The organism is Pseudacidovorax intermedius, from assembly GCF_001476815.1.
In the GTDB taxonomy this organism is placed as follows: domain Bacteria; phylum Pseudomonadota; class Gammaproteobacteria; order Burkholderiales; family Burkholderiaceae_C; genus Xenophilus; species Xenophilus intermedius_A.
Map to the genome: position 1 here is coordinate 1 of NZ_LDSL01000129.1, position 16102 is coordinate 16102.

The following is a 16102-nucleotide window of genomic DNA, read 5'->3' on the forward strand; positions in this document are numbered from 1 at the left end:
GAGGGGTGCTGCGCGCGTGCGGCCGGGGCGCAGGAGGGGGCAGGTTCGGCTTGCGCCTGTCGAAGCGCCCGGGCCGGGCCGCACGCAGGCGGGCCGCTCGGCGGCGGTGGCGCCAGGCGCCGCCGCCGTGCGGACGGTGGATCTCAGGCCGCCGGCGGCGGCACGTAGCCCTGGGCGGCGTCGGCGCCGTCGCCGAAGAAATGCTTCTCCATCTGGCGCGCCAGGTACTGGCGGGCGCGGGCATCGGCCAGGTTCAGGCGGTTCTCGTTGACCAGCATGGTCTGGTGCTTGAGCCAGGCCGCCCAGGCTTCCTTGCTGACGTTCTCCCAGATGCGCTTGCCGAGTTCGCCGGGATAGGGCGGGAAGTCGAGGCCTTCGGCTTCCTTGCCGAGCTTGATGCATTGAACCATGCGTGCCATGGGGGGCTTTCTTGTGTAGCGGTGAGAGGGAGGTTGCGGCGCGAGCGGCCGGCTTAGCTGATTTCGCTATTTAGAACTGAGAACTCCGTCGTTCCCCTTTCCTTATGCGATATCCAGAATTCAAGCCATCGACCTTATGCACAACAAGGCATGAACATGAATCTCCGCCGTGACTTTATCAAGCTTTCCCTCGTCGCCGGCGCGGCGGCCGCCTTGTCCCTGCCGGCCTGGGCGCAGACCGTGACGCTGCTCAACGTGTCCTACGACCCCACGCGCGAGCTGTACGTGGACTACAACAAGGCCTTCGCCAAGTACTGGAAGGGCAAGACCGGCCAGGACGTGGTGGTCAAGCAGTCGCACGGCGGCTCGGGCAAGCAGGCGCGCTCGATCATCGACGGCATCGACGCGGACGTCGCCACCCTGGCACTCGGCGGCGACATCGACGCGCTGGTGCAGCACGGCGGCCTGGTCAAGGCCGACTGGCAGAAGCGCCTGCCGCACAACTCGGCGCCCTACAACTCCACCATCGTGTTCCTGGTGAAGAAGGGCAACCCCAAGGGCCTGAAGGACTGGGACGACCTGGTCAAGCCCGGCGTGCAGGTGATCACGCCCAACCCCAAGACCTCCGGCGGCGCCCGCTGGAACTACCTGGCCGCCTGGGAATTCGCCAAGCGCAAGTACGGCGGCGATGCCAAGGCCAAGGAATACATTGGCAAGCTGTTCGCCAACGTCCCGGTGCTGGACACGGGCGCGCGCGGCTCGACCATCACCTTCGTGCAGCGCGGCGTGGGCGACGTGCTGCTGGCCTGGGAGAACGAGGCCTTCCTGGCGGTGAAGGAATTCGGGCCCGACAAGTTCGACATCGTCGTGCCCTCCGTCTCCATCCTGGCCGAGCCCACGGTGGCCGTGGTCGACAAGGTGGTGGACCGCAAGGGCACCCGCGCCGTGGCCGAGGAATACCTCAAATACCTGTATTCGGACGAAGGCCAGGACATCGCCGGCCGCAACTACTACCGCCCCACGGGCGACAAGGCCAAGGCCAAGTACGCCGACCAGTTCCCCAAGCTCACGCTGTTCACCATCGACGACGCCTTCGGCGGCTGGGCGAAGGCCGACAAGGCGCACTTTGCCGACGGCGGCAGCTTCGACCAGATCTACACCAACAAGCCGAAGTGAGCGGCGCGGCCGGCGCGCGCGGTGGCGGTGCTGCCGCTGCCGCACCGCGCAAGCCGACTCACCGAAGCGAAGGGAGCGACCCATGCCACCCATCCTCACCGACGCCCTGCCGCCGCCCCGCAGCCTGCGCGGCTGGCGCCGCCGCGTGGCCGATCTGGCCCTGAGCATCATGCTGGTGGCCACGCTGGCCGTGGCCGGCGCCGCGCTGGCCGAACGCGATGACGCCGGGCCGGCGGCCGCCGCGCCGGCCGGCGCGGTCCGCACCGGCTGATCGCGGACGCTCTGCCACGCCCGCCGCCCGGCCGCCGCCGCGGCGCACGATTCACCCACCGCGCCAGGGACAAGGCAGCCCGCCGCCCGCTCGCGCAGAATAGGCGCCCCGCCCGCGCACCGCGGGCCCGTGCCCGACTGCCGAGCGAAGCCCATGTCCGCCTTTCCCATCGAAGAAATCGTCTCGTCCCTGCGCCAGGTGCGCAACGACTGGCGTCATGCGCAGCAGCGCGTGGCCGGCGGCGAGCGCCAGCTGCCCTCGCGCAGCGTGGTGAACGAGGTGGTCGAAGACCTCGTCGGCGCGCTCTTCCCCATGCGCCTGGGGCCGTCGCACCTGCGCGAGGAGGGCGAGGACTTCTACGTCGCCCACACCATCGACCAGGCCCTGCGCCAGCTGCAGGACCAGGCCGTGCAGGAGCTGCGCCACGTGCGGCGGCTCGACGCCATTTCCCCCGCCGAGCTGCAGGCCGACGCGCAGCAGCGGGTGCGCGAATTCGCGCTGCAACTGCCCGCCATCCGCGCGCTGCTGGACACCGACGTCATGGCCGCCTACCAGGGCGACCCGGCCGCGCAGAGCGTGGACGAGGTGCTGCTGTGCTACCCGGGCGTGACGGCCATGATCCACCACCGCATCGCCCATCCGCTGTACCGGCTGGGCCTGCCGCTGCTGGCGCGCATGGTGGCCGAGCGCGCCCATGCGCAGACCGGCATCGACATCCATCCCGGCGCGACCATCGGCGCCGGCTTCTTCATGGACCACGGCACCGGCATCGTGATCGGCGAGACGGCCGTGATCGGCCAGCGCGTGCGCCTGTACCAGCAGGTGACGCTGGGCGCCAAGCGCTTCCCGACGGACGAGAACGGCCATCCGCAGAAGGGCCTGCCGCGCCATCCCATCGTGGAGGACGACGTGGTGGTCTATGCCGGCGCCACCATCCTGGGCCGCGTGACCATCGGCAAGGGCGCCACGGTGGGCGGCAATGTCTGGGTGACGGACGACGTGGCGCCCGGCGCGGCCGTGACGCAGGCCAGCCTGCAGAAGAACCGCGGCGCGCGCCCGGGCGACTGCTGAGCGACTGCGGGCGCTCTGGCGGGAAGGCGTTGCCCGGCGAAGGGCCGGTGCGGCAATGGCTGACAGACTGGGCGGCGACCCGCCGCCAGCATCAGGGCTTTGTCCGTTCGAACCCGCAACCGGATCACCCTTCATGAGCCAATACCGCATCGCCGTCCTGGTCGGCAGCATTCGCCAGGATTCCCTCAACCGCAAGCTGGCCCTGGCGCTGGCCGCGCTGGCGCCGGAGGGCTTCACCTTCGAGCACCTGCGCATCGACAACCTGCCGCTCTACAACCAGGACCTGGACGGCAAGCAGCCGGCCGAGGTGCAGCAGCTCAAGACCGAAATCGCGCGGGCGCAGGGCCTGCTGTTCGTCACGCCCGAATACAACCGCTCGATTCCCGGCGTCCTGAAGAACGCGCTGGACCATGGCTCGCGGCCCTACGGCCAGAATGCCTGGGGCGGCAAGCCGGCGGGCGTGATCGGCATCTCGCCGGGCGCCATCGGCACGGCGCTGGCGCAGCAGCACCTGCGCAACGTGCTGGCCTACCTGGACGTGCCCACGCTGGGCCAGCCCGAGGCCTTCATCCAGAACAAGGACGACCTGTTCGACGACAAGGGCCACATCGGCAACGAGGGCAGCCGCAAGTTCCTGCAGACCTGGGTGGACAAGTACGTGGCCTGGGTGAAGCAGCACGCGAGCGTGTGAAGGCGCTGCGCGCAGCCGGGCAACTCACAGCAGCGCGATCCCCGGCAGCCGCTTGAAGCAGCTGTCGCGCGTGATGCGCACGAAGTCCGACAGCCAGGCCTGCGCCGACACCCCCGGCCGGCAGGCCATGTGCAGCTCGCCGCGCAGGCCCTGCGGACCGATGGGCCGTGCGCTCACGTAGCCCCGGTCCAGGTAGCTCTGTACTGCCCACCAGGGCAGGGCGGCGATGCCCCGGCCGCTGGCCACCAGCTGCAGCATCGCGACCGTCAGTTCGGTGGTGCGGCGCTGCCGGGGCTGCAGGCCGGCGGGCACCAGCACCTGGCGCAGCACGTCCAGCATGTCGTCCGGCACCGGGTAGGTGATCAGTGTCTGCTCGGCGAAATCCTCGGCCGTGAGGAACGGCTTTTGAGCCAGGGCGTGGCCATTGGCCATCAGCGCGACGATCTCGAAGCGGAATAGCGCATGGTGGTCCACCGGCTCGGCGGCGTCCTGCTCGGACACGATGGCGACTTCCGCCTTGTCCTGCAGCAGGAGTGCCACGGGGTCGGGATGGAAGCCCGAGACGATGTCCAGCTCGATTTCTGGCCAGGCCTGGCGGAAGTTGTCCATGGCCGGCATCAGCCAGTCGAAGCAGGTGTGGCATTCGACCGCGATGCGCAACTGGCCGCTGCCGCCGCCCGACAGCCGCGCCACGTCGCGGTCGGCCGCCTCCATCTGCGGCAGCACCGTGTCCGCCAGGGCCAGCAGGCGCAGGCCGCTGGCGGTGAACTGGGGTGGCAGCGACTTGCGCTCGAACAGGGCGCAGCCGTAGTGCGCCTCCAGCGCCTTGAGCTGGTGCGAGAGCGCCGACTGGGTCAGGTTGAGCAACTGCGCCGCGCGCACCAGGCTGCCGGTGTCGCGCAGCGCGGCAAGCGTGCGCAGATGGCGGATGTCGAGGATGGGCTGCATCATGAAAATGATTCAAGCGATGGCGCAAAAAGTTTCGTTTGAATCATAGAGGGCGCGCCGGGATGATCCGGCCATGACTCGCACACACATCCTGGGATTCCCGCGCATCGGCGCGCAACGAGAACTGAAATTCGCCCTCGAGGCCCACTGGCGCGGCGACACCGATGCCGCGGCGCTGGAAGCCGTCGGCGCCGGGCTGCGCGCCCGCCACTGGGCCTTGCAACGCGAGGCCGGGCTGGACTTCGTCACCGTCGGCGACTTCGCCTTCTACGACCAAGTGCTCAACCACATCCAGCTGCTGGGCTGCGAGCCCGCCCGCTTCGGCTTCGGCACCGGACAGACGGACCTGGCGCGCGCCTTCGCGATGGCTCGCGGCGTGGCGCCTGCCGCGGCGCCCACCTGCTGCGGCCATGCCGGCGCGGCCGCGGCGCCTGCTGCTGCCGCCCCGCATGCGCTGGAAATGACCAAGTGGTTCGACACCAACTACCACTACCTCGTGCCCGAGTTCGGCCCGGCCACCGCCTTCGACCATGCATCGAGCGCCCGGCTGTTCGACGAGGTGGCCGAGGCCCAGGCGCTGGGCCATCCGGTCAAGGCCGTGCTGCTCGGGCCGCTGAGCTTCCTATGGCTGGGCAAGGAAAAACAGGCCGGTTTCGACCGCCTGTCGCTGCTCGACGCACTGCTGCCGGTGTACGAACGGGTGCTGGGCCGCCTCAAGGCCCAAGGCGTGGAATGGGTGCAGATCGACGAGCCCATCCTGGGCCTCGACCTGCCCGAGCCCTGGCGCCAGAGCTTCGAGCGCAGCTACTGGCAACTGGCCCGCAACGCGCCCCGGCTGCTGCTGGCCACCTACTTCTCGCCGCTGGCGGAAAACCTGCGGCTAGCCTGCCAGCTGCCCGTCGCCGGCCTGCACGTGGACGCGGTGCGCGCGCCGGAGGAACTGACCGGCGTGGCCGACTGGCTGCCGGCGCACAAGGTTCTGTCGGTCGGCATCGTCGATGGCCGCAACATCTGGCGCACCGACCTGGATGACGCGCTCGCACGCCTGCGGCCGGTGGCCGGCAAGCACCGGGGCGAGCTGTGGCTGGCACCGTCGTGTTCACTGCTGCACGTGCCCTTCGGTTTGCAGGCTGAGCCGCAGCTGGACGCCGAACTGCGCAGCTGGCTGGCCTTCGCCTGCGAGAAGCTGGGCGAAGTGCAACTGCTGCGCCGTGCACTCGCCGGCGATGCATCCGCCGGGCCGGCCCTGGCCGAGGCGCGTGCGGCTATCGCCAGCCGCCGGGCCAGCCCGCGCGTGCGCCGGCCCGAGGTGGCGCAGCGGCTGGCCCGCCGGATGGCCGGCGACGACCGCCGGGCCGCGCCCTTCGCGCATCGGCAAGCGGCCCAGCAGCGCCGCTTCGCGTTGCCGCCCCTGCCCACCACCACCATCGGCTCCTTCCCGCAGACCGCCGCCATCCGCGCCCAGCGGGCGGCCCACCGCCGCGGCGCACTGCCGGCCGAGGCCTATGCCCGGGCCATGCGCGAGGAAATCGACCGCGTGGTGAAGGCGCAGGAGGCGCTCGGCCTGGACGTGCTGGTACACGGCGAGCCCGAGCGCAATGACATGGTCGAGTATTTCGGCGAGCAGCTCGACGGCTATGCCTTCACCGCCAACGGCTGGGTGCAGTCCTACGGCTCGCGCTGCGTCAAGCCGCCGCTCATCTACGGCGACGTGGCGCGGCCCACGGCCATGACGGTCGAATGGACAGCCTATGCGCAGCGCCTGACGCCGCTGCCGATGAAAGGCATGCTCACCGGCCCGGTCACCATGCTGCAGTGGGCTTTCGTGCGCGACGACCAGCCGCGCCAGCAGACCTGCGAGCAGATCGCGTGGGCGCTGCGCGACGAGGTGCTGGACCTGGAGCGGGCCGGCATCGGCATGATCCAGATCGACGAGCCGGCGCTGCGCGAGGGCCTGCCGCTGCGCCGCGCCGGCTGGAAGGCCTACCTGGACTGGGCCGGGCGCGCCTTCCGGCTGTGCGCCTCGGGCGTGCGCGACGACACGCAGATCCACACGCACATGTGCTACGCGGAGTTCAACGACATCCTGCCGGAGATCGCGGCGCTGGACGCCGACGTTATCACCATCGAGACCAGCCGCTCCGACATGGAACTGCTGCGCGGCTTCGGCGGCGAGCGCGGGCTGCGCTACCCCAACGAGATCGGTCCCGGCGTGTACGACATCCATTCGCCGCGCGTGCCGCCGGTGGCGGAGATGGTGCGTCTGCTGCGCAAGGCCGCGGCCGTGGTGCCGGCCGGCCATCTCTGGGTGAACCCCGACTGCGGCCTCAAGACCCGCGGCTGGGCCGAGACCGAGGCCGCACTCGCCAACATGGTGGCGGCCGCGCGGCAGATGCGCGAGGAACTGGGGCTGGGGCGGCAGGCGCAGGCCGCCGTGGCGACAGAGACGGCCGAGCTTTGATGCGGCTGGCCGGCGACTCAAACGCGGAACGCTGCCGTGCGGGCCGGGCCTGGCGCCGCGTCCACTGGATCGCGCCCCGGCTTCGACAGGCTCAGCCTGAACGGCTCTCTTGATCCTCCGGCTGCAAGGTGCCGCGCGGGCCCGTCGTCCGCGGGCCGCGGGCACGGCGCTGCATTCAGGCGGCGGCGGTCGCCTCCGCCGCGGCGGGAATCGAAGCGCGGGCCGCCTCCAGCGCCGCGGCGCGGGCCGCTTCGCCCATCGCCAGGCCTTCGGCGCGCACAAAGCGCACGTCGGTGATGCCGAAGAAGCCGAAGATCACCTTCAGGTAGCTCTCCTGGTGCTCGGCGGCCTGGCCGGCCTCGCTGGTCGAGTACATGCCGCCGCGGGTGGACACCACGATCACGGTCTTGCCGGTGGCCAGGCCCTGCGGGCCCTTCTCGGTGTACTTGAAGGTGCGGCCGGGCTGAGCCAGGCGGTCGATCCAGGCCTTGAGCTGGCTGGGGATCGAGAAGTTGTACAGCGGCGCGCCCACGACCACCACGTCGGCGGCCAGGAACTGGCGCACCAGGCGCTCAGAGACGGCGTTCTCCTGCTTCTGTGCGTCGGTGGTCGCCTCGGCCCCCACCTTCACGCCCAGCGCGTCGGCGCCGAAATGGCCGGGTGCGTCGGCGGCCACGTCCAGGTAATCCACCTCGGTGCCGGGATGGGCGGCCACCCAGTCGCGGACCACTTCGGCCGTCAGCTGGCGGGACACGGAATTGGCGCCGAGGACGCTGGAATCGACTTGCAGCAGTTTCATGTTCTTCACTCCTGAGTGAGAGGGCCCGACATGGGCCGACGATGGGGCGAAGTCTAAAACTGGGACAACGGGGCGATAAGCGGCCAAAATCGCGACCATTCGTTCTTTGGATGGAACAATGAGCCCGACCCAGGACCTCAACGACCTCGTCTTTTTCGCTGAAGTGGTGGAGCGCGGCGGCTTCAGCGCCGCCAGCCGCGCGCTGGACGTGCCCAAGTCGCGCCTGTCGCGCCGCATCGCGCAGCTGGAGGCCTCGCTGGGGGTGCAGCTGCTTCAGCGCAGCACCCGTCGCCTGTCGCTCACACCGGCGGGCGAGGTCTACCTGCGCCATTGCGTCGCCGTGCGCGAGGCGGCCGAGGCTGGCGCCGCCGAGGTGGCCCAGGTGCGCAAGGAGCCGCGCGGGCTGGTGCGCCTGAGCTGCCCCACCACGCTGGCGCAGAGCAACGTCGGCCCGGCCCTGCCGACCTTCTTCCACCGGTATCCGGGCGTGCAGATCGAGATGCGGGTGATGAACCGGCCGGTGGACCCGGTGGAGGAGGGCGTGGACATCGCCCTGCGCGTGCGCAGCGAGGTGGAGAACAGCGCCACGCTGGCCTCGCGGGTCTTCGACTGCAGCCGCCTGCTGCTGGTCGGCACGCCGGAACTGCTGGCCCGCCACGGCCCCATCACCCATCCCGAGGCGCTGGGGCCGGTGGATTGCGTCGCCATGTCCGCCGCCGATGCGCGCGCCGGCACGCTGCTCGAGGGCCCGGGCGGCGCGACCCACCTGCTGCTGCAGACGCCGCGCTACCTGGCCAACGATCTGCTGACGCTGCGCTTCGCGGTGGCGCAGGGCGTGGGCATCGGCTTCCTGCCCGACTACCTGTGCCGCGAGGCGATGCATTCGGGCGCGCTGGTCAAGGTGTTGCCCGATTGGCAGCCGCCGCCGGGCATCGTGCACGCCATGTTCACGCCGCGCCGGGCGCTGGTGCCGGCGGTGCGGGCGGTGCTGGACTTTCTGAGCGAGGTGCTGGGCACGGGCGAGCCGCCGGCCTGAGCCGCGGCCGCTGTCGGCCGGCGATCTCTCAGGGGCGCTGCAGGCCCTCGTGCGCATAGAAGCGCGCCAGCTCGCGTCGCGTCGCCAGCCGCACCTTGGGCAGCGCCAGTTCGTCGAACATCGTCTGGTAGCGCTGCCGGTTGCGCGGCGAGGTGACCGCGATGTGGCGCAGCATGACCCACTTGACGCTGTCCTGGCCGCCGTCCAGCGCGCCCAGCCGGCCGGTCTCGAACCAGCAGCGGCGCACGTAGCGCCACAGGCTCAGCGCCGTGCTCGTCTCCAGCAGGATGAAGCCGGTGGCGCGGGCGAGCCGCTGGGGCAGGCACTGCGAATAGTTGCCGTCCATCACCCAGCGCTCGGCGCGGATCGCGTCGTCGTGCAGGGCGACGAATTCGGACCGCGGCCGGGGCTGCCAGTCCGTCCCCGGCAGGTGATAGAGCTGGTCGAGGTGCACGGCCGTCAGCCCCCGCGCCCGGCCGATGGCCACCGCGAGCGTGGACTTGCCGCTGTTGGAGGGGCCCATGATGCAGATGCGGGGGCCGAGGTCGGTCAGCATGCATGCGCCGTCGACGTGTCCGGCGGTGTCGACCCATCCTCGCCGGGCTGCCAGAACGCCGTTGCCGGCACATCGACGGCTGCTCCCGCGGTGCAGCCCGTTTTTTTCATCCAACTGTCCACTTGGGCATAGCCGAGCGAATAGCCGCAATGGCGCGGGATACCGGCGCGCGGGTTGCCGAAAAACCAGGACGCGTGGTCGTAGCTCGGGGAATGCAGATGAGGCAGCGCTCTTTGCAGCCACTCGTCGAGTTGCGTGTCGCTCAATGCGGTGGCATAGGCTGGAAGTCGGCCGGTGACTTGGCGCTCGAACGCACATGCCAAGCCCTCGGAAACCAGGGCCTGGGCCAGCGTTTCGCCGTAGCCGACCGTTCGATCACGCATGCAGTGATGGACTTCGTGGGCCAGCAATGCAGGAATCGCTTGTGCGTGCTGGCTCGCGAAGTACCGGTTGCTGACGTCGAGCTTCAAATGCAGAAGGTGGCCGCTCTCTGCGAAGCCGTTGACGCCCAGTTCGGGAATGCTCTGGGTCGACGGATAGACGATCACATCGAGGTCGGACAGGTCGAAATGGTCGCTGAGTTCGGCAAGGCTGTCGTGAATCAGCGGCTCAATTTGCATCCTCCAAGGGTCGAGGACGCGGCCGGCGTCCAGAAGATGAATGCGCAGGGACATGCGGTGCTACCTCCAGTCGGGGCGGGCGACTGTAATCGTGCGCCCCGCCTGCTTCCTGACCACCTCTCCTGCCTGGCCAACGTCGTCCTGCACTTTATGTCCGCTTATGCATAACCAAACAAGGAGATATTCGTTTGTTATCCGAAGCCGCATGCCCAGAATCGGCGCTCCCATCCCATCCCATCGCATCCCATCCCATCCATCCTCAGAGGAGACCGCCATGGCCACGCTGCGACTCGGTGACACCGCCCCCGACTTCACCCAGGATTCCTCCGAGGGCGCCCTGCATTTCTACGACTGGGCGGGCGATTCCTGGGTGGTGCTGTTCTCGCACCCCGCCGACTTCACGCCGGTGTGCACCACCGAGCTGGGCAAGACGGCGGCCCTGGGCGGCGAATTCGCCAAGCGCGGCGTCAAGCCCATCGCCATCAGCGTCGACCCGGCCGACAAGCACAAGGAATGGATCGGCGACATCAACGAGACGCAGAACACCACCGTCAATTTCCCGATCCTGGCCGACGCCGATCGCAAGGTGGCCGAGTTGTACGACCTGATCCACCCGAATGCGTCGGCCACCGCCACGGTGCGCAGCGTGTTCATCATCGACCCGAAGAAGGTGGTGCGCGCCACCATCACCTACCCGGCGAGCACGGGCCGCAACTTCGACGAGATCCTGCGCGTGATCGACTCGCTGCAGCTCACCGACAGCCACAAGGTGGCCACGCCCGCCAACTGGAAGGACGGCGACGACGTGGTGATCGTGCCCAGCATCCAGGACCCGGAAGAGCTGAAGGCCCGCTTCCCCAAGGGCTGGAACGCCGTGCGCCCCTACCTGCGCGTGACGCCGCAGCCCAACAAGTGAGCCGCCCGCGGCCATGACGCAGCGCATCATCATCGTGCCGGGCTGGCGCGACTCCGGCCCCGGCCACTGGCAGAGCTTGTGGGCGGAGCGCCTGCAGGACGCCGAGCGCGTGGTGCAGGACGACTGGGTCTCGCCCCGGCGCGAGGCTTGGGTCGGCACGCTGGAGCGGCTGATCCTGTCGCGGCCCGAACCGGTGGTGATCGCCGCCCACAGCCTGGGCTGCATCGCGACCAGCCACCTGGGCGCGGAGGCCGCCGCCCACGTGCGGGGCGCGCTGCTGGTGGCCCCGGCCGACCCGGAGCGCCGCGCGGCACTGGTCGACTTCGCGCCGGTGCCCTATGCGCGCCTGCCCTACCGCAGCATCGTCGTGGCCAGCACCACCGACCCCTTCTGCCCCGTGCGCCTGGCCGGCGCCTATGCCCGGGCCTGGGGCAGCGAATTCGTCCGCATCCAGAATGCGGGCCACATCAATGTGGATTCGGGCCACGGCGACTGGCCGCTGGGCCTCGCGCTGCTCGAATCCCTCACCGATGCCCCCAGCCGTCTGACGGCGGGGGACCGGTCTTCCGTGCCACACTCCGCGACCTTATGAATTCCAAGATCAAGACCTTCGCCGCGGCCCTGACGGTGGCCGCCTCGGCCTTCGCCGGCAATGCCTTCGCCCAGAACCAGCTGCTGAACGCGTCGTACGACGTGGCGCGCGAGTTCTACAAGGACTACAACGCCGCTTTTGCCGCCCACTACAAGAAGACCACCGGCAAGGACGTCAAGATCGACCAGTCGCACGGCGGCTCCAGCGCCCAGGCCCGCGCGGTGGCCGACGGCCTCGACGCGGATGTCGTGACGATGAACACCAGCACGGACATCGACTTCCTGGCCGACAAGGGCGTGGTGGCGAAGGACTGGACCAAGAAATTCCCCGACAACGCCTCGCCCACCACCTCGACCATGCTGTTCCTGGTGCGCAACGGCAATCCCAAGGGCATCAAGGACTGGGACGACCTGATCAAGCCCGGCGTGCAGGTGGTGGTGGTCAACCCCAAGACCGGCGGCAACGGCCGCTATGCCTATCTGGCCGCCTGGGGCTACGTGAAGAAGAAGGGCGGCACCGACGCCCAGGCCGCGGAATTCGTCGGCAAGCTGTTCAAGAACGTGCCGGTGCTGGCGCGCGGCGGCCGCGATGCCACCACGGCCTTCCTGCAGCGCAACATCGGCGACGTGCTGATCACCTTCGAATCGGAAGTGGTCTCCATCGACCGCGACTTCGGCACCGGCAAGGTCGACGCCGTCTATCCGAGCATCAGCATTCTGGCCGAGAACCCGGTGGCGGTGGTCGAGCGCACGGTGGCCAAGAAGGGCACCGGCGAGCTGGCCAAGGCCTACCTGGACTGGCTGTACTCCGACGAGGCGCAGGAGATCGCCGCCAAGCATGCGCTGCGGCCCCGTTCGCAGGCCGTGCTGAAGAAGAACGCCGCGACCTTCAAGCCGCTGCAGCTGTTCACGGTGCAGGAACTCTTCGGAAGCCTGGGCGAGGCGCAGAAGGTGCACTTCAACGACGGCGGCCAGTTCGACAAGCTCTACACCCCCGGCGCGCGCTGATCCCATGGCTGGTGTGACTTCGCCGGCGCTGCCGACCCCGGCAGCGCCGGTCTCTCGTTCGAGGGCCGGCGGCGCCAAGCGGGTGCTGCCGGGCTTCCATCTGACGCTCGGGTACACGATCTTCTATCTGTGCCTGATCGTGCTGATTCCGCTCAGCACGCTGGTCTTCAGGACCTTCACCATGAGCTGGGAGCAGTTCTGGGTGGCGGTCAGCGCGCCGCGCGTGCTGGCCTCGTACCGGCTGACCTTCGGCGCCTCCTTCCTGGCGGCGCTGGTCAACCTGTTCACCGGCCTGCTGGTGGCCTGGGTGCTGGTGCGCTACAAGTTTCCGGGCAAGAAGATCGTCGACGCGCTGGTGGACCTGCCCTTTGCGCTGCCCACCGCCGTGGCCGGCATCTCGCTCACGGCGCTGCTGGCCGGCAACGGCTGGATCGGCCAGTACCTGGAGCCACTGGGCATCAAGCTGGCATTCACGCCGGCCGGCGTGGTGATCGCGCTGATCTTCATCGGGCTGCCCTTCGTCGTGCGCACGGTGCAGCCGGTGCTGGAAGACACCGAGAAGGAACTGGAAGAAGCCGCCACATCGCTGGGCGCCACGCGCTGGCAGACCTTCCGGCTGGTGATCCTGCCGTCGATCACGCCGGCGCTGCTCACCGGCTTCGCCATGGCCTTCGCCCGTGCCATCGGCGAGTACGGCTCCGTCATCTTCATTGCCGGCAACATGCCCATGATTTCCGAGATCACGCCGCTCATCATCATCGGCAAGCTGGAGCAGTACGACTACCAGGGCGCCACCGCCGTGGCGCTGGTGATGCTGGTCTTCTCCTTCCTGATGCTGCTGGTCATCAACGCGCTGCAGGCCTGGCAGCGCAAGCGGGGGGCGTCGGCATGAGCGGTACGACAGGTATGCGCGCCGGCAGCGGCCGCGTGCGCGCGGGCACCACCGAATCGCCCGCCGTGCGCTGGACGCTGATCGCGCTGGCGCTCATCTTCATGTTCTTCTTCCTCGTGCTGCCGCTGGCCGCCGTGGCCACCGAGGCGCTGCGCAAGGGCTGGGGCGCCTACGTCGAGGCGCTGAAGGAGCCGGACGCCTGGTCCGCCATCGAGCTGACTCTGATCGTGGCGGCCATTTCGGTGCCGCTGAACCTGGTGTTCGGCGTGGCGGCGGCCTGGGCCATCGCCAAGTACGAGTTCAAGGGCAAGGCCTTTCTCACGACGCTGGTGGACCTGCCTTTCGCCGTCTCGCCCGTGGTGGCCGGCCTGATCTACGTGCTGGTGTTCGGCGCGCAGGGCTGGCTGGGACCCTGGCTGGCTGAGCACAACATCAAGATCATCTTCGCCGTGCCCGGCATCGTGCTGGCGACCGTGTTCGTGACCTTTCCCTTCATCGCGCGGGAGCTGATTCCGCTGATGCAGGCGCAGGGTACCGAGGAGGAGCAGGCCGCCATCGTGCTGGGCGCGAGCGGCTGGCAGACCTTCTGGCACGTGACGCTGCCCAACATCAAGTGGGGTCTGCTGTACGGCGTGATCCTCTGCAACGCGCGGGCCATGGGCGAGTTCGGCGCGGTGTCGGTGGTGTCGGGCCACATCCGCGGCCAGACCAACACCATGCCGCTGCACGTGGAGGTGCTCTACAACGAGTACCAGTCCGTCGCCGCCTTCGCCGTCGCCTCGCTGCTGGCGGTGCTGGCGCTGGTCACGCTGGTGATCAAGACGGTGGCCGAGTGGCGCCACGAGCGCGAGATGAAGGCCCTGTCCGAATTGCCGCCGGAGCGCCCGGCGCCTGCCGCCTGACGCATGCCATCCGAGTCGCCCCGTGGGTGTGCAGGGCGCCAGAACAGACCAAGAGTTAGCCAATCATGAGCATCGAAATCCGCAACGTCAGCAAGCGCTTCGGCGACTTCCACGCGCTGCGCGACGTCAGCCTGAACATCGATTCGGGCGAGCTGTTCGCGCTGCTGGGCCCCTCGGGCTGCGGCAAGACCACGCTGCTGCGCATCATCGCGGGCCTGGAAACCGCCGACACCGGCAGCATCCTGTTCAGCGGCGAGGACACCACCGACGTGCACGTGCGCGAGCGTCAGGTGGGCTTCGTCTTCCAGCACTACGCGCTGTTCCGGCACATGACGGTGTTCGAGAACGTCGCCTTCGGCCTGCGCATCAAGCCGCGCAGCGAGCGGCCCAGCGATGCCCAGATCAAGGCCAAGGTGCTGGATCTGCTCAAGCTGGTGCAACTGGACTGGCTGGCCGACCGCTACCCGGCCCAGCTTTCGGGCGGCCAGCGCCAGCGCATCGCCCTGGCGCGCGCGCTGGCGGTGGAGCCCAAGGTGCTGCTGCTGGACGAACCCTTCGGCGCGCTGGATGCCAAGGTGCGCAAGGAGCTGCGCCGCTGGCTGCGCCGGCTTCACGACGAGCTGCACGTCACCTCCATCTTCGTGACCCACGACCAGGAAGAGGCGCTGGAAGTGGCCGACCGCGTGGTGCTGATGAACAGCGGCCACATCGAGCAGGTCGGCTCACCGCAGGACGTGTGGGACCATCCGGCCAGCCCCTTCGTCTACGGCTTCCTCGGCGACGTCAACCTGTTCCACGGCCGTGCGCACGAGGGCGAGGTCGAGCTGCAGCAGGGCATGCGCTTCACCGCGACCGAGGCGGACCGTGCGCAGGATGCCAAGGCGCTGGCCTATGTGCGACCGCACGACTTCGACATCGTCCGCTACGCGGCCGGCCAGCCGCAACCCCACGGCATCGTCGCGCGCCTGACGCGCGCCATCGTGGTCGGCCCGATCGCGCGCATGGAACTCGAACCGGTGGAAACGAATCCGGATAATCCGGGCGCCGGAACGGTGATCGAGGTGCAGATTCCTGCCCAGCAGTTCCGCGAGTTGGGTCTGCGCGAGGGCGACACGGTGGTCGCGAGCCCCCGCCGGGCCCGCATCTTCGTCGACCAAGGATCAGGGATTTGAACCAACTATTCGGCGCGCCCCGGCGCATTCACGGGCTCATCGCCGCGGCCTGCGTGGCCATGCTGGCCTTCGGCATGTATCTGCAGCACGTGGTGGGGCTTGAGCCGTGCCCCATGTGCATCGTGCAGCGCTATGCACTCATTCTGGTCGGGGTGTTCTCTGCGCTCGCGGCGGCCACGGGCGGCCATGGCCTGCGCAAGTTCTGGGGCTTCGTGGCCCTGGTCTTCTCGGTCGGCGGTGCCTTCACCGCGGCGCGGCAGAGCTGGCTGCAGTGGCATCCGCCCGAGTTCGCGAGCTGCGGCCGCGACATCTACGGGATGATCGAGACCTTCCCGCTGCAGCGCGTGGTGCCCATGATCTTCCGCGGCAGCGGCGATTGCTCGCAGATCGACTGGACCTTCCTGGGCCTGTCGATCGCCAACTGGTCCTTCCTCTGCTTCACGGCCTTCGGACTCGTGCTGCTGGTGCTGCTGTTCCAGCGGCGCCGCTGAGCGCTTTTATTCTTCCCCGGCCCGCACGCGACCAGGTGCGGGCTTTTTTTGTGGGCGCGCATGGCAATGCCACGTGCCGCGC

18 protein-coding genes are annotated in these 16102 nt (G+C 69.1%); 13 read left to right on the forward strand and 5 right to left on the reverse strand.

Features of this window, described 5'->3' with window-relative positions; genetic code table 11:
- Window positions 1–143 precede the first annotated feature (143 nt).
- Complete coding sequence (locus NS331_RS18815) at window positions 144–419, reverse strand: oxidative damage protection protein (protein ID WP_058643489.1); 276 nt, start codon at window positions 417–419, stop codon at window positions 144–146.
- 156 nt (window positions 420–575) lie between these two features.
- Between NS331_RS18815 and NS331_RS18820 the strand changes: the two genes are divergently transcribed.
- The 4 genes from NS331_RS18820 (at window position 576) to NS331_RS18835 (ending at window position 3628) form a co-directional block, all read left to right on the forward strand.
- On the forward strand, window positions 576–1595 hold the full coding sequence (locus tag NS331_RS18820; protein ID WP_058643527.1) for a sulfate ABC transporter substrate-binding protein: 1020 nt from the start codon (window positions 576–578) through the stop codon (window positions 1593–1595).
- A gap of 82 nt (window positions 1596–1677) precedes the next feature.
- Window positions 1678–1866, forward strand: a complete 189-nt coding sequence (locus tag NS331_RS18825; protein ID WP_058643490.1) for a hypothetical protein — start codon at window positions 1678–1680, stop codon at window positions 1864–1866.
- Between the two features lie 153 nt (window positions 1867–2019).
- Window positions 2020–2937 carry a serine O-acetyltransferase EpsC gene (epsC, locus tag NS331_RS18830; RefSeq protein WP_058643491.1) on the forward strand — a complete coding sequence of 306 codons (918 nt, stop codon included), beginning with the start codon at window positions 2020–2022 and terminating at the stop codon, window positions 2935–2937.
- 133 nt (window positions 2938–3070) lie between these two features.
- Complete coding sequence (locus NS331_RS18835; RefSeq protein ID WP_058643492.1) at window positions 3071–3628, forward strand: NADPH-dependent FMN reductase; 558 nt, start codon at window positions 3071–3073, stop codon at window positions 3626–3628.
- 24 nt (window positions 3629–3652) lie between these two features.
- Here NS331_RS18835 and NS331_RS18840 read toward each other — a convergent pair whose 3' ends face one another.
- The gene (locus NS331_RS18840; RefSeq protein WP_058643493.1) at window positions 3653–4579 is read right to left on the reverse strand and encodes a LysR family transcriptional regulator; all 927 of its coding nucleotides are present in this window, start codon (window positions 4577–4579) and stop codon (window positions 3653–3655) included.
- A gap of 70 nt (window positions 4580–4649) precedes the next feature.
- Between NS331_RS18840 and metE the strand changes: the two genes are divergently transcribed.
- On the forward strand, window positions 4650–7037 hold the full coding sequence (gene metE, locus NS331_RS18845; RefSeq protein WP_058643494.1) for a 5-methyltetrahydropteroyltriglutamate--homocysteine S-methyltransferase: 2388 nt from the start codon (window positions 4650–4652) through the stop codon (window positions 7035–7037).
- 175 nt (window positions 7038–7212) lie between these two features.
- Here the strand turns inward: metE and NS331_RS18850 are convergent, their stop codons facing one another.
- Window positions 7213–7836: an FMN-dependent NADH-azoreductase gene (locus NS331_RS18850; RefSeq protein ID WP_058643495.1), complete on the reverse strand. Its 624-nt coding sequence runs from the start codon at window positions 7834–7836 to the stop codon at window positions 7213–7215.
- Between the two features lie 118 nt (window positions 7837–7954).
- On the opposite strand from NS331_RS18850, the gene NS331_RS18855 reads away from it, so the two are divergent.
- Window positions 7955–8872 carry a LysR family transcriptional regulator gene (locus NS331_RS18855; RefSeq protein ID WP_058643496.1) on the forward strand — a complete coding sequence of 306 codons (918 nt, stop codon included), beginning with the start codon at window positions 7955–7957 and terminating at the stop codon, window positions 8870–8872.
- A 28-nt stretch (window positions 8873–8900) separates the two neighbouring features.
- Here the strand turns inward: NS331_RS18855 and NS331_RS18860 are convergent, their stop codons facing one another.
- Together NS331_RS18860 and NS331_RS18865 are read right to left on the reverse strand one after the other, a co-directional pair.
- Window positions 8901–9428, reverse strand: a complete 528-nt coding sequence (locus NS331_RS18860; protein ID WP_058643497.1) for a P-loop NTPase family protein — start codon at window positions 9426–9428, stop codon at window positions 8901–8903.
- On the reverse strand, window positions 9422–10102 hold the full coding sequence (locus NS331_RS18865) for a DUF2268 domain-containing putative Zn-dependent protease (protein WP_058643498.1): 681 nt from the start codon (window positions 10100–10102) through the stop codon (window positions 9422–9424). The genes NS331_RS18860 and NS331_RS18865 overlap by 7 nt, the downstream gene beginning before the upstream one ends.
- 220 nt (window positions 10103–10322) lie before the next feature.
- Here NS331_RS18865 and NS331_RS18870 point away from each other — a divergent pair, with 220 nt between their 5' ends.
- From NS331_RS18870 to NS331_RS18900, 7 genes are all read left to right on the forward strand, one after another.
- Window positions 10323–10964 carry a peroxiredoxin gene (locus NS331_RS18870; protein WP_017761948.1) on the forward strand — a complete coding sequence of 214 codons (642 nt, stop codon included), beginning with the start codon at window positions 10323–10325 and terminating at the stop codon, window positions 10962–10964.
- 13 nt (window positions 10965–10977) lie between these two features.
- Complete coding sequence (locus NS331_RS18875; protein ID WP_058643499.1) at window positions 10978–11556, forward strand: RBBP9/YdeN family alpha/beta hydrolase; 579 nt, start codon at window positions 10978–10980, stop codon at window positions 11554–11556.
- A complete protein-coding gene (locus NS331_RS18880) occupies window positions 11553–12563 on the forward strand; it encodes a sulfate ABC transporter substrate-binding protein (RefSeq protein WP_058643500.1) in 1011 nt (336 codons plus the stop codon). The genes NS331_RS18875 and NS331_RS18880 overlap by 4 nt, the downstream gene beginning before the upstream one ends.
- A 4-nt stretch (window positions 12564–12567) precedes the next feature.
- Window positions 12568–13455: a sulfate ABC transporter permease subunit CysT gene (gene cysT, locus NS331_RS18885; RefSeq protein ID WP_058643501.1), complete on the forward strand. Its 888-nt coding sequence runs from the start codon at window positions 12568–12570 to the stop codon at window positions 13453–13455.
- Window positions 13452–14357 (forward strand): sulfate ABC transporter permease subunit CysW, encoded by a 906-nt coding sequence (gene cysW / locus NS331_RS18890; RefSeq protein WP_242873820.1) that lies wholly within the window; start codon window positions 13452–13454, stop codon window positions 14355–14357. Before cysT ends, cysW begins: the two co-directional genes overlap by 4 nt.
- A gap of 65 nt (window positions 14358–14422) precedes the next feature.
- Window positions 14423–15529, forward strand: coding sequence for a sulfate/molybdate ABC transporter ATP-binding protein (locus NS331_RS18895; RefSeq protein WP_058643503.1), 1107 nt, complete (start codon window positions 14423–14425; stop codon window positions 15527–15529).
- A complete protein-coding gene (locus tag NS331_RS18900; RefSeq protein WP_058643504.1) occupies window positions 15526–16020 on the forward strand; it encodes a disulfide bond formation protein B in 495 nt (164 codons plus the stop codon). The genes NS331_RS18895 and NS331_RS18900 overlap by 4 nt, the downstream gene beginning before the upstream one ends.
- Window positions 16021–16102: the final 82 nt, after the last annotated feature.

What these genes read in the sequence shown, in the direction of transcription:
- NS331_RS18895 (WP_058643503.1), top strand. Translation starts at nt 14,423, where the DNA reads ATGAGCATCGAAATCCGCAACGTCAGCAAGCGCTTCGGCGACTTCCAC.
- epsC (WP_058643491.1), top strand. Translation starts at nt 2,020, where the DNA reads ATGTCCGCCTTTCCCATCGAAGAAATCGTCTCGTCCCTGCGCCAGGTG.
- NS331_RS18820 (WP_058643527.1), top strand. Translation starts at nt 576, where the DNA reads ATGAATCTCCGCCGTGACTTTATCAAGCTTTCCCTCGTCGCCGGCGCG.
- NS331_RS18860 (WP_058643497.1), bottom strand. Translation starts at nt 9,428, where the DNA reads ATGCTGACCGACCTCGGCCCCCGCATCTGCATCATGGGCCCCTCCAAC.
- NS331_RS18840 (WP_058643493.1), bottom strand. Translation starts at nt 4,579, where the DNA reads ATGATGCAGCCCATCCTCGACATCCGCCATCTGCGCACGCTTGCCGCG.
- metE (WP_058643494.1), top strand. Translation starts at nt 4,650, where the DNA reads ATGACTCGCACACACATCCTGGGATTCCCGCGCATCGGCGCGCAACGA.
- NS331_RS18825 (WP_058643490.1), top strand. Translation starts at nt 1,678, where the DNA reads ATGCCACCCATCCTCACCGACGCCCTGCCGCCGCCCCGCAGCCTGCGC.
- NS331_RS18835 (WP_058643492.1), top strand. Translation starts at nt 3,071, where the DNA reads ATGAGCCAATACCGCATCGCCGTCCTGGTCGGCAGCATTCGCCAGGAT.
- NS331_RS18815 (WP_058643489.1), bottom strand. Translation starts at nt 419, where the DNA reads ATGGCACGCATGGTTCAATGCATCAAGCTCGGCAAGGAAGCCGAAGGC.
- NS331_RS18850 (WP_058643495.1), bottom strand. Translation starts at nt 7,836, where the DNA reads ATGAAACTGCTGCAAGTCGATTCCAGCGTCCTCGGCGCCAATTCCGTG.
- NS331_RS18880 (WP_058643500.1), top strand. Translation starts at nt 11,553, where the DNA reads ATGAATTCCAAGATCAAGACCTTCGCCGCGGCCCTGACGGTGGCCGCC.
- NS331_RS18875 (WP_058643499.1), top strand. Translation starts at nt 10,978, where the DNA reads ATGACGCAGCGCATCATCATCGTGCCGGGCTGGCGCGACTCCGGCCCC.
- cysT (WP_058643501.1), top strand. Translation starts at nt 12,568, where the DNA reads ATGGCTGGTGTGACTTCGCCGGCGCTGCCGACCCCGGCAGCGCCGGTC.
- NS331_RS18865 (WP_058643498.1), bottom strand. Translation starts at nt 10,102, where the DNA reads ATGTCCCTGCGCATTCATCTTCTGGACGCCGGCCGCGTCCTCGACCCT.
- NS331_RS18870 (WP_017761948.1), top strand. Translation starts at nt 10,323, where the DNA reads ATGGCCACGCTGCGACTCGGTGACACCGCCCCCGACTTCACCCAGGAT.
- cysW (WP_242873820.1), top strand. Translation starts at nt 13,452, where the DNA reads ATGAGCGGTACGACAGGTATGCGCGCCGGCAGCGGCCGCGTGCGCGCG.
- NS331_RS18855 (WP_058643496.1), top strand. Translation starts at nt 7,955, where the DNA reads ATGAGCCCGACCCAGGACCTCAACGACCTCGTCTTTTTCGCTGAAGTG.